Here is a 10,319-nt window from a genome sequence, read left to right as displayed (position 1 = left end):
TAAGTCTTGAATTTGTGAGATTAGCGAATGAAATTGATACAGCCAGATTTGTTCGAGGACTTGAGCCAGTCATTACCGTTTGGGAAAACGTACCCGGAGTGCTCAACACAAAAGACAACGCTTTCGGCTGCTTACTGGCAGGGCTTGCAGGTGAAGGGTGTGAATTACAACCACCAGGGGGACGATGGAAAAACGCTGGTTGTGTGTTTGGACCATCTAGACAAGTCGTTTGGAGAGTCCTTGATGCTCAATATTTCGGACTCGCCCAACGACGCAAAAGAGTGTTTGTTATCGCAAGTGCTCGAACAGAATGTATCACCGAAATACTATTTGAGCGAAAAGGCATGTTTGGGGATATTGAGAAGAGCCAAAGCAAGGGGGAAGGTTCTGCCTCAAATAGTGGAATATACACTAACAGAACAAGCGAAACGGTTAGCGGACAAACAATAGTTCCTCCATTGCTTGCATCACATGGTCAGAAAAAATGGTTAGGCAATCAAGAGGCTTTTTGTGGTGATTACTATATAAAACATGCGATTGGTGTTGGAGGAACTAACGCAAACTCAGCTATTACTGTAGAAAAAGCACCAACTTTATTAGGCAGAAGTGATCGAGGATACGTTATCCATTCCTACGGTATTCAAGGAAATATAATAGGTAGATCATTAAATTCGGGTGGACAAGGCATAGGTTTTAAAGAAGAACAAGCACCAACACTTACTCAAATGGACAGACATGGAGTTGTAATTCATGGAACCCAAGATCCAATAATTAATACAAAAACAGCGCATTGTTTAGGCAGAAATAATGGTCAAGAAAACGTTTTGTGTGAACAAGCGTACGCAATGATTGCAGATACAACGCCCAAAATTTCAAAACAAATAAACGGAACGCTGCGCGCAAGCGGAGGTGGAGGGATTGTGCCGTCAAGTGTCGTATATCAATACATTGCACGTTACTTAACTGAGATTGAATGCGAACGTCTTCAAGGCTTCTCTGACAGCTATACAGAAATACATAAAGCATCAGCAACACAACGATATAAAGCCCTTGGAAACTCAATGGCGGTTACGGTAATGCGTTGGATCGGTGAAAGGATTCAGCAATTTATTCGTGGAGGGTTTGCATGAATAAGCGAATTTCTGATTTTAAGCGAGGTGAGCATGAATCTTGAATCTACACCAGTGTGTATGGACTGCTTCATTGCTGAGAATGTCCGATATGAACCTGAGCATTCCGAGTTTCTGTGCCCAAGTTGCGCGCATTTTAGGGATAATCAGGAAAATGAGTCAGAACTTTACGATCAATATGAAGATTGGGGAGAGGATTGATTTTGTCTAGCATCTCAATTGCTGAATATCAAAGACTTTATGGTACGAAAACCAGGAAGAAATCAAAGCACAAAAGCAGTACTCGAGTTAAAGATCATCGAGGTGAAAGTATCGGTGAATCAATATTGGCCAACCAGTTAAGAGTTTTAAAAATTAGCTTTAAACAGGAATATAAATTCTATCCAAAACGTAAGTGGCGTGCAGATTTTCACATTGTAGGCAAGAAGATATTGGTTGAGGTTGAGGGTGGTGTTTGGAGTAACGGACGTCACACTCGAGGTAAGGGATATATCGGTGATATGGAGAAATACAACGCAGCTGTGGTTATGGGATATCAGGTGTTACGCTTTAGTACAGAGCAAGTCAAATCAGGTTTAGCGGTTCAACAGATAGAGATGATGGTAGGGGATTTATAAAGATGGGCACGGCAGTCGCAACACAACATATTTTACAAACAGTTGATTGGTCGCGTTTTGACTTAGAAGGCTGGTTATATCAATTTGGTGCCTGGTTATATACCAATACAGGACCTACAGGAAAAAGTGTAAATCCAATCGCTATAGCTATGGATAATGCTGTAAAAGAGAAGAAATATAAAAAATTGAGCCCTGAACAAAGATTAAAAATTATTACTGGTTATCTTATGGAAGATATTGGACAAGCAAAGCCAAGAAAGACTCGTCTAACATGTGAAATAAATGATAACGAGGCGAGAGCTGTACAACGTTTAATTTTAGATCTACAAGGACAATCTGAAATATTAGATGATTGGATGGATGCTGTGATTAGTCGATATTTTTATGGTTGTTCCTGGTCAGAGATGGTGACACAAGAACGTACACAATACGATGTACGTTCCGATGTAAAGTGTGGGTTGGCTGCTTTGCATTGCCGTTATAGTTTTATTATATATTAGTTAAAAAGTTGAGTAATTATCGTTATTAATTGTGGTAAGTAAATTTGATTTAATTACTGGTAAATTTTGATTTGTAAACATAAGTTTCGGTTGAACTTCTACTGCAACTAAACATTTAGATTTGCCACATATAAGAATTTTAATATTTTTTGTAATTGGCTCTTTGATTTTATTAAGTTTGTACCACTCGGTTATTTTTTCATCTTTGATAGTTAAATTAGTAATAGGTGAAAAAAGTAAGTCTTTCTTTGCATTGGTGCTACCATTCTTCTCTATATCTATAAGGTAGTAAATACCAATAAAAAACAGTGCATAAATTATCACAGAGCCTATATAGTGTAATAATAATTCCTTTAAACCTTTATCAATATTTGGTGTATCTATTGAGCTGTTCCAGTGAATTTCATCTTTAGCTATTTTATGCGTATCAAGTATAGACGGTTTAATTTTATCTTTAATTATTTTTAATAAATAAATTATGAAAATCAAAGGCAAGAAAGCTATAAATAACACTAAAAAAGTTAAAATTTCTAAACAATTTGCTAATTTATGAAATTTGTATATAAAGTTTGAAATAATCCTGACTGGGAAATAAAATAATCCTAAAATAGCTAATATAGTCTTAACTGAGATAATAATTATAAAAATAAGAATATAATTGAATATTTTTGTAATAGATTTACTAATGTTTTGGTTTATGAATTTATTCACTAAAGATAAAGTGATAGGTATTAAAATACCTAAAAAAATTACTTGACTACCTTGTAGACCACCATAGATAAGATAATTTTGAAAATCAAATCCTAAAGCCTCGTGCGTAAAATCAAAATAGTTTACATAAGCTTGGATGTAGAAATATCCACAAGAATATAGAATAATTGATAGTGATGTAAAAAAAAGTGCAAGATCTAAATTAAAATTTGTTTTCAAAATGATTACTCAATTAATTATATATTTTCCAGATTTACTCTTTAAACGTTTCGTTCAATGCCTGTTGAACTGCATCTACTCGTGATTTACAGGCTTTGTAAGCTGACATAGACTCTTCAACAATTTTCATTAAATTATCGATATCAGGTTCTTCTTGAGATTCTAATAGTTCTGCATTTTTCTTGAGAACTTCATAGCCTTCTTTGAAGGTTAATTCTTTTTTAGTCATTACTGTGCACCTTTATTACTTTTGCATCAATAGAACCGTCTTGTAATTCAACTTGGATGCTATCGTTTGAAATTTGTTGAATAGATCGAATTGCATGTCCATTGCTTCTGACAATACTATAGCCTTTAGCCATAACATTTTTTGGATTCTGCAGTAGGGGTTCTCGAAGCAAACCATCAATTTGCGTGGAAGCTAATTTAAGTTGTTGTTGGGCTAAATATTGAATTGTGCCTTTTATCAAATCTAAGCTCTTTTTTGTCTCATTAATCTGACCATGAGAGAGTGTTTTAATTACTTTCATGTATTGATCATTTTGGCTTTGGTAAGCTGATATCTGATGTTGTGATAAAAGTTTAATCTTATTTAGGGAATCTATTACGTCTTGTACTTGATCCACGATTAAATTTCGAATTCCTCCAATGACTTTACTTGGAGTATCGAAGGAACGATGAGCTACTTCATCTAAAATGGTCCGATCTTTTTCATGGCCAATACCGACCCAGATAGGGACTGAACGTTTACAGAGTAGGGCCGCTAAATCATAGTCATTCAGATATGCAAGATCATTAACTGCACCACCACCTCGAATAATTACAATTAGATCCGGGGCAGAACTAAATTCTTTAGCCCATTGCCGTAAAGCATTCGACAGTGATTCAGCAATACTTAATGCTGCGGTGTTTCCTTGAAATGTGGCAGAGTGGTATACAAAATTGCAAACACCGGCTTTTTGAAGTGCATCAGCATCTTTCTTGAAGTCACCTAAGCCTGCAGCATTTTCAGGAGCGATTACCAGGACATTTTGAATATCAAAAGGGGTAGGGAGTGATTTGTTTTTATTAACTAGACCTTCGGCTGTCAGCCTTTCTAAAATTTGTTGATACCGCCGTGCAATATCACCTAGTGTATAACTAGAATCAATCGCTTCAATATTAACTGAAAACCCATATTGAGGGCTAAACACAGCCTTAACTTTGATTAAAACATTTAAATCTCGAGATAATTCTATACCGCTTTCACGTTCGAATTTCAGAACCATTTTTGCAGCACTGAATTTCCAAATTGTTGCCTTACAACTTGCAATAATTTTATCTGTATCTTCTTCTTTTTCAGCTAATTCTAAATAGTAATGACCACCTTTGATACTTAGGTTTCTAATTTCAGCTTTAACCCAAACAGATTCTTCAAAAGCTACACGTATAACCTCTTGAACTGTAGATAAGTATTCACTCAAAGAAAGTTGTAAATCAGACATAAAAGACAGAGAAACTCATAATTCATAAAAATAGTATAGAACAGTGCTAAGTAAGGCAATCAAATTGTATGAAATACAAGACAACAAAAGATCATATTTAATAAAGTATATTCAATCTAAATTATTGAAAATTTGGTGTTTTTCATCACAAGAAATTGTTGCGTGTATGTATATTAATATTACACTTTGTATCTAATTTTAGATAAAGTTATTGATTTTAAATGAAAAATTAAATTATTGAACATATAGCTTTCATTGATCACTTAAAAATAATATGTAATATTTTCAACGTATTGAACTTAGTATATCTTTCATTTGCTTTGTTTCATGATTTATATACCCACTGAACCACCTCTATGTGGGTATTTTTTTAGGGACCTTTAATGAAGTCGTTCTTTATTAGAAATACTAATGATTTTTTGAAAGCTGCAATAACATTAGGGCTAGATTTTTCATTAGATTTAGAAAATCCAAATCAATTATTTCTGATACTTAATGAAAGAAAGAAGTTATGGATTCCTGAAAATCGGTGGGTTGTTGTTGAGGGCATTTGTTGCAGTGTTAACTGATCAAGAATACAAAATGCTGAACTAAAAAACTTTTACTTAATTATACGAGAAAAATATGTCAAATTTATCAACTGGTACTGTTAAATGGTTTAATGAAACTAAAGGTTTTGGTTTTATTGCTGTAGATAATGGTTCAGATGTATTCGCTCATTTTAGTGAAATCCAAGCTGACGGCTTTCGAGTTTTATTAGAAGGTCAACGTGTACAATTTACGATTACTGAGGGAAAAAAAGGACCACAAGCAAGTGGTATAACCTTGGTCTAATTTGAAAGTTTCCAAGAGCCTATTTGTATTGAATAGGCTTTTTTTTTAAATAAAATACCAACAGATAAATAAGAATAATAGTGTTATTAAAATAGATGACATATTGCATTTTAATATATGCATGTTCTTTGTGCATAGTCGTTATGTCTCGAGTTGTATAACTTTTAATTATTTCTAATCTCAATTTAATTATTAGCTTAGAAAAACATATGCTTTAGAAGGAGTAAATAATATGGTTCAATATTTTAAATGCTTCTTAGGTTCACATCAGGTATTTGACACGCACTACTGTACAGATGGTCATCTTACAGTTTGTCGTCATTGCCTCAAAGTAATTAAAATATAGATGATTACTATATACAGTTTAAAAAATACATCACTGACTGTGATTGAAATTTTAAACTGTATTACTAATTTTATTGAGGGTTTTTCAATGTTATCAGCTGATATAGCAAATAGTTCAAATTTAATTGACCTAAGTTCAATTGAACAATTTAAAAAATATTTTAAAAATCAAATTAAAGTTCGAGCTGATGAAGGTGAGTTATATGCAAGTGAACGTATTTCGAAGTTGATAAATTTTAAAGAAGTTGAAAAGTTGAGTGAAGAATTCAAAGATGCTGGATACAAAGTTAAAGTAAACACAGTAGAGAACAACTTTGTAATTTCAGTTTTTTGGAACTAAATTAGTTTGCTACAAAACCTTAATAATTTTATATGCCCGTTTTCTCCAATCAACGGGTATTTTTTTATTTAATTTCAATGATTCATCTTTAATTATTTGATTGTTTTTTGAAAATAAAGCAAATAAAAAATGAACTTTTTAAATTTTCAAAATTTGATTAAAATACATATATGAAAAGACAACGTAAAAAACATGAATTTCCAAAATCAAACTGGACTACTGAGCAAGACTGTTATCTCATCGAGAATAGTAATCTACCAATCAATGAACTGATGAGAAACTTACCTTATAGCGATAATGAAATAATAGATCGTAAAGAGATATTAGGTCTAGTTCGTAGAGCGAGACAGATGAGAAAGGGTGTTTAGAAATCAATAGACGCGAAATTAAACCTTATTGAATTATTTTGAAGTATTGACCTTGCGCAAGGCGTATGGCATATTTCTGTTATAGTGGACGAAGTTATGGTAATCCGCTAGATAAACCTCGCTTTGCGAGGTTTAATAATAATTAGGTTTATAAATTTATGGATTCAATTAGAGCCACATTAGACGCAGCATACATTCAAGGTTTTTTGGGTTTTTTTGGTGCATTGTTAGGAGCTATTGCTCTAATTTTTTCAATAAAAATTGCTGCTAAAAATACGTTAAATGAAATAAAGTCAGAAAAGGTTGCTGAATCAAAGAGAGATCAATATATAGCTTTGACAGATGCTTATGTTCAATATTTAGTTTCATCTTTATTAATTTCAAATAGAAAATCTGAATCAGATGAAGATCAGGATTCTGAAGTAAGTGTTAGTTGGAATCAGCATTTAGCCAAGTACATAGAATTAGAAGGATGTATTAATAAGGTTAATTTGGTAACAACTTCCGAAATAAGAGTGGAACTTTTTAAAATCGAAGAAGCATTAAAAGCATATCAAACCTCAATATCTAATTATTACTTTAATAATCTTTCTAAAAATCTTAGTGATGAACTAGAAGTTAAAGTTTTTGAGTTTTCAAAATTATTGAGGGCTGATTTGGGAATTGAAAATGATTCTGCTATGGAAAGTAATCTCATGGAATTAAGAAATAAATCCTAAGAAACCCCGAACTAAACATGGCGCTAAGGCGCCTTTTTTGCGCCATTAGCTCAACTAGATATAGCATGGGTTCTCTATGCCGATGGTTGAAGGTTCGAGTCCTACATGACATGCCATAATTTGGGATTTTAAAACTGTATAACTTAATTAATCTTAGATATATTCTCGAAATGCATTTCTATTGATTTGAGGGTTTTATGGGAATTGTTAATGAGTTTAAAGAATTCAATGCAGAATTAAAAAATCGGTTTTGGTCTGTATCTTCTATAAGTAGTGAAAAGGAGTTAATTGTCAGCTTGTGGTGGGGCGCTCCATTTCTAATTCAAAATTCTACAGAAGAAAAATATATTTATATTGGTAATGTTGAGCGTTGGTCAGGTCCAGGTAACAGAGAATTCAGGGGAAATCTTGATAAAGCAGCTAATTCAAATCTTAAGATTCGTGTTGTGGCAACAGAACTTAAGAATGAACGAGATATTGAATTTATTAAGCAGGGTAAAGATGCAAGCAAATATCGTAAAAAGTTTACTGCTAGAAAAGATTTGATTGGTGTATTAACTAAATGGGATGGAGTTAATTTTGAGTTTGAGTTTGTTTTAGATAAATAGTTTTTAGAACTTATCAGCCCACTTCAGTGGGTTTGTAATTCAAGAGAACAACATGCTCCGATTAAAACAAATATTCTGTAGTCTGGTGGAAATGCTGCAAAATTTCTTATGAAGCAGGTCAGCAATCCCGACAGGCTGAGGTTGATGAAGCAAATGCAAAATCACAAATGTGCCGTGATGAAAAAACTCATGCAATTAATCGTTGGAGTCAGATTCGCAAAGAAGTTGAAGAGAAAGACAAGCGGATTGAAAAAGCTACAGCAAAATGGATTTCTATAGTCACTATTTTGACAACAACAGATACAGGTGTTCCAGATGCGATTTTTAAGCAACTAGACCAATTGCATGATGCGTTATGTGGCATGAATGAAATAAGTGACAACAATGAAAATTCCTAAAGGATGGTAATCTTAAAATTAGGTGGCAACTTTGAAGATCATTGAGCTATAATTTTGAAAAATTAACTTGATAAGATTATGTTTAAAGAAATAAAGTTGCCGTTTAATTTGAGTTTTATGGAGTTTTTGACTCTAATCTTTTTCTTCACATTAGGTTATTTTGGAATTTATAGATATAGTTTTTATAACACATTGGGTATTCCTTGGTATTTAAGCTACATTACACCTTCGCAATTTATAACTAGTTCTCTTGAATGTATTATTAGTTTATTTATGGCAAGTATGATTTGCTATTTAATTTATAGACTTACTCAATTATTTGAAAAATATCAAGAGAAAGCATTGCGGATTATTACAGCTTTATTTTTAATTATTTTTGCTCTCAACTTGTTTAGCATCTATGATAAGTCGAAATTTTTGTCTTTTTTGTTTGATAATAAAGATTTTTCTACATTAAGTATTTTTCATTATGTTGTATCAATTTTTTTAATTAGGCAGTTAGTGGTTGATCGAAATAAATTTATTAAAAATAGCTCAATAAGTATTGAGCATATTAAGATTCCAGAAAATTTATTAACACCAAATCATATTGTTGAGAAGATTAACAATAAGGCTAAAGCTTACTCATTATTCACTATCTTTTTAATGTCTTTCATAATTATTTATACTCCTTATTTTTTGGGAAAAAAAGATGCTTATCGACTATTAATCAATAAAGAAAGTTCATCTAATTTAGTAAAAATAAAATTAGATAAAGATTTATGGTATTTAATTGAAGCCACAGGTGATAAAGTTTTATTAGTTAAGAAAAATAAAAATGACAAATTAAAAAATGACTTTAAGTTAATTGAATATAAGGAAATAGAGAAAATTGTAGCTAAACAAAAAGAAGACTCAGATAGAGTGATATTTGATTATATATCTGAAAATTTAAATCGCTAATTTATATTTATCTGAATCTTTCAAATTTTATGGGAAATTAATCAAAGTAATCACCCAACAAACCTAAACACATAAAGTCCAACAATAGCCCTATCACTAACGATGGGGCTTTTTTATTAGGCAAAATTAATGGATACATCTCAATATAAACGACTTACCCAAAAATCAGAAATTAAAAAGAAACCAAGAACAAGACAATTACCTAAGGCATCACAAAAATATTTAGAAGCATTTGAAGACTTTGAGCAATCGCTGAATGTGCTTCAAATTAAATATGAAAAATTATTCCAATTTGAATCAACAAAACATTGGCGTTTCGATTTTTATCTTATTGAACATAGAATTTTAGTTGAGATCTCAGGCGGACCGTGGTCGGGAGGTCGTAAAGGCAAGCTAAAAGATAAAGCTTGGAGTATGGAGCGTTACGATGTTGCTGCCGATATGGGTTACACAGTGATCAGAATAGAGTCAGCACCCAGATATAAAATTCAGGAAGATGGACCATTACAAGTCGAAGCTAATTTGTCTAGTCAGTGGCTTAAGAATTTGAAGAGGCATATTTTCAATGGAACAGATCAGACCATTTCCACCAACAGACTTGATAGATCAAGCTGAGGAAGAGGAAGCGATTCGCTTGGCACCTGCAGCGGATCTAAAAGAATGGGTAGTGAAAAACTTCTTAACCCTTGGTGGTGAACTTCATAATCCCGACTATGACCACATAGCTGAATTACTTCATGACGATGAAACATTCTTAGCATTCGCTTGGGCTTCATCTGCCGCCGTTGCTAAAAAGAGGATGGTATTAGGTCAATGTGAAAAAGTGATGTTTAACCAAGGTGGTTGGCGTAAAGCTCGACAAGAGCAACAAATGCGTGACTGGTTTGGGTTTGTACCTATTTATCTAATTACAGTTGATGCAAGCTTTTGTGAACGTGCGAACGATCGTGAATTTTGTGCTTTGATTGAACATGAGCTGTATCACATTGGTGTAGAGCGTGATGAGGATGGGGAAATCCTTTACAGCGATCATACAGGCTTACCTAAGCACTATTTAGCAGGTCATGACGTTGAGGAATTTATAGGAGTGGTCAAACGTTGGGG

15 protein-coding genes are annotated in these 10,319 nt (G+C 32.9%); 12 read left to right on the top strand and 3 right to left on the bottom strand.

Features of this window, described 5'->3' with window-relative positions; genetic code table 11:
- From ACINWC743_RS16920 to ACINWC743_RS16910, 3 genes are all read left to right on the top strand, one after another.
- Positions 1 to 1,130 (top strand): DNA cytosine methyltransferase (locus tag ACINWC743_RS16920; protein WP_035301342.1); only part of this gene is annotated, 1,130 nt, incomplete at its 5' end.
- Positions 1,131 to 1,333: 203 nt separating this feature from the next.
- Positions 1,334 to 1,747 (top strand): hypothetical protein, encoded by a 414-nt coding sequence (locus tag ACINWC743_RS16915; protein ID WP_035301339.1) that lies wholly within the window; start codon positions 1,334 to 1,336, stop codon positions 1,745 to 1,747.
- A 2-nt stretch (positions 1,748 to 1,749) separates the two neighbouring features.
- Positions 1,750 to 2,247, top strand: coding sequence for a hypothetical protein (locus ACINWC743_RS16910; protein ID WP_009586281.1), 498 nt, complete (start codon positions 1,750 to 1,752; stop codon positions 2,245 to 2,247).
- Here the strand turns inward: ACINWC743_RS16910 and ACINWC743_RS16905 are convergent, their stop codons facing one another.
- From ACINWC743_RS16905 to xseA, 3 genes are read right to left on the bottom strand one after another with little or no spacing between them, the layout of a single operon-like run.
- Positions 2,248 to 3,177, bottom strand: coding sequence for a hypothetical protein (locus ACINWC743_RS16905; protein ID WP_009586278.1), 930 nt, complete (start codon positions 3,175 to 3,177; stop codon positions 2,248 to 2,250).
- A 34-nt stretch (positions 3,178 to 3,211) separates the two neighbouring features.
- The gene (xseB, locus tag ACINWC743_RS16900) at positions 3,212 to 3,406 is read right to left on the bottom strand and encodes an exodeoxyribonuclease VII small subunit (RefSeq protein ID WP_009586282.1); all 195 of its coding nucleotides are present in this window, start codon (positions 3,404 to 3,406) and stop codon (positions 3,212 to 3,214) included.
- A complete protein-coding gene (gene xseA / locus ACINWC743_RS16895; protein WP_009586269.1) occupies positions 3,399 to 4,661 on the bottom strand; it encodes an exodeoxyribonuclease VII large subunit in 1,263 nt (420 codons plus the stop codon). The genes xseB and xseA overlap by 8 nt, the downstream gene beginning before the upstream one ends.
- A 624-nt stretch (positions 4,662 to 5,285) precedes the next feature.
- Here xseA and ACINWC743_RS16885 point away from each other — a divergent pair.
- The 9 genes from ACINWC743_RS16885 to ACINWC743_RS16845 form a co-directional block, all read left to right on the top strand.
- Complete coding sequence (locus tag ACINWC743_RS16885; protein WP_009586283.1) at positions 5,286 to 5,495, top strand: cold-shock protein; 210 nt, start codon at positions 5,286 to 5,288, stop codon at positions 5,493 to 5,495.
- 433 nt (positions 5,496 to 5,928) lie between these two features.
- Complete coding sequence (locus ACINWC743_RS16880) at positions 5,929 to 6,180, top strand: hypothetical protein (protein ID WP_046759999.1); 252 nt, start codon at positions 5,929 to 5,931, stop codon at positions 6,178 to 6,180.
- 170 nt (positions 6,181 to 6,350) lie between these two features.
- Positions 6,351 to 6,548 carry a hypothetical protein gene (locus tag ACINWC743_RS24925; protein WP_009586275.1) on the top strand — a complete coding sequence of 66 codons (198 nt, stop codon included), beginning with the start codon at positions 6,351 to 6,353 and terminating at the stop codon, positions 6,546 to 6,548.
- A gap of 158 nt (positions 6,549 to 6,706) precedes the next feature.
- Positions 6,707 to 7,267, top strand: a complete 561-nt coding sequence (locus tag ACINWC743_RS23565; RefSeq protein WP_009586280.1) for a hypothetical protein — start codon at positions 6,707 to 6,709, stop codon at positions 7,265 to 7,267.
- A gap of 197 nt (positions 7,268 to 7,464) precedes the next feature.
- Positions 7,465 to 7,875, top strand: coding sequence for a hypothetical protein (locus tag ACINWC743_RS16865; protein ID WP_009586271.1), 411 nt, complete (start codon positions 7,465 to 7,467; stop codon positions 7,873 to 7,875).
- Positions 7,876 to 8,042: 167 nt separating this feature from the next.
- A complete protein-coding gene (locus tag ACINWC743_RS16860) occupies positions 8,043 to 8,273 on the top strand; it encodes a hypothetical protein (RefSeq protein WP_009586284.1) in 231 nt (76 codons plus the stop codon).
- A gap of 78 nt (positions 8,274 to 8,351) precedes the next feature.
- Positions 8,352 to 9,215 (top strand): hypothetical protein, encoded by an 864-nt coding sequence (locus tag ACINWC743_RS16855; RefSeq protein WP_151776398.1) that lies wholly within the window; start codon positions 8,352 to 8,354, stop codon positions 9,213 to 9,215.
- A 129-nt stretch (positions 9,216 to 9,344) separates the two neighbouring features.
- A complete protein-coding gene (locus ACINWC743_RS16850; protein WP_009586279.1) occupies positions 9,345 to 9,830 on the top strand; it encodes a hypothetical protein in 486 nt (161 codons plus the stop codon).
- A partial coding sequence (locus ACINWC743_RS16845) for a putative metallopeptidase (protein ID WP_009586273.1) occupies positions 9,781 to 10,319 on the top strand: 539 nt, incomplete at its 3' end. The genes ACINWC743_RS16850 and ACINWC743_RS16845, both read left to right, overlap by 50 nt.

The organism is Acinetobacter sp. WC-743 (assembly GCF_000335555.1).
Classification (GTDB): Bacteria; Pseudomonadota; Gammaproteobacteria; order Pseudomonadales; family Moraxellaceae; genus Acinetobacter; species Acinetobacter bereziniae.
The sequence above is the reverse complement of the archived record's forward strand: the minus strand, read 5'-3'. Positions and strand labels throughout refer to the sequence as shown.

Bases quoted from the DNA above. Each gene is read 5' to 3' on its own strand.
- ACINWC743_RS16910 (WP_009586281.1), top strand. From the start codon at position 1,750: ATGGGCACGGCAGTCGCAACACAACATATTTTACAAACAGTTGATTGG.
- xseB (WP_009586282.1), bottom strand. From the start codon at position 3,406: ATGACTAAAAAAGAATTAACCTTCAAAGAAGGCTATGAAGTTCTCAAG.
- xseA (WP_009586269.1), bottom strand. From the start codon at position 4,661: ATGTCTGATTTACAACTTTCTTTGAGTGAATACTTATCTACAGTTCAA.
- ACINWC743_RS16885 (WP_009586283.1), top strand. From the start codon at position 5,286: ATGTCAAATTTATCAACTGGTACTGTTAAATGGTTTAATGAAACTAAA.
- ACINWC743_RS16880 (WP_046759999.1), top strand. From the start codon at position 5,929: ATGTTATCAGCTGATATAGCAAATAGTTCAAATTTAATTGACCTAAGT.
- ACINWC743_RS24925 (WP_009586275.1), top strand. From the start codon at position 6,351: ATGAAAAGACAACGTAAAAAACATGAATTTCCAAAATCAAACTGGACT.
- ACINWC743_RS23565 (WP_009586280.1), top strand. From the start codon at position 6,707: ATGGATTCAATTAGAGCCACATTAGACGCAGCATACATTCAAGGTTTT.
- ACINWC743_RS16865 (WP_009586271.1), top strand. From the start codon at position 7,465: ATGGGAATTGTTAATGAGTTTAAAGAATTCAATGCAGAATTAAAAAAT.
- ACINWC743_RS16860 (WP_009586284.1), top strand. From the start codon at position 8,043: ATGTGCCGTGATGAAAAAACTCATGCAATTAATCGTTGGAGTCAGATT.
- ACINWC743_RS16855 (WP_151776398.1), top strand. From the start codon at position 8,352: ATGTTTAAAGAAATAAAGTTGCCGTTTAATTTGAGTTTTATGGAGTTT.
- ACINWC743_RS16850 (WP_009586279.1), top strand. From the start codon at position 9,345: ATGGATACATCTCAATATAAACGACTTACCCAAAAATCAGAAATTAAA.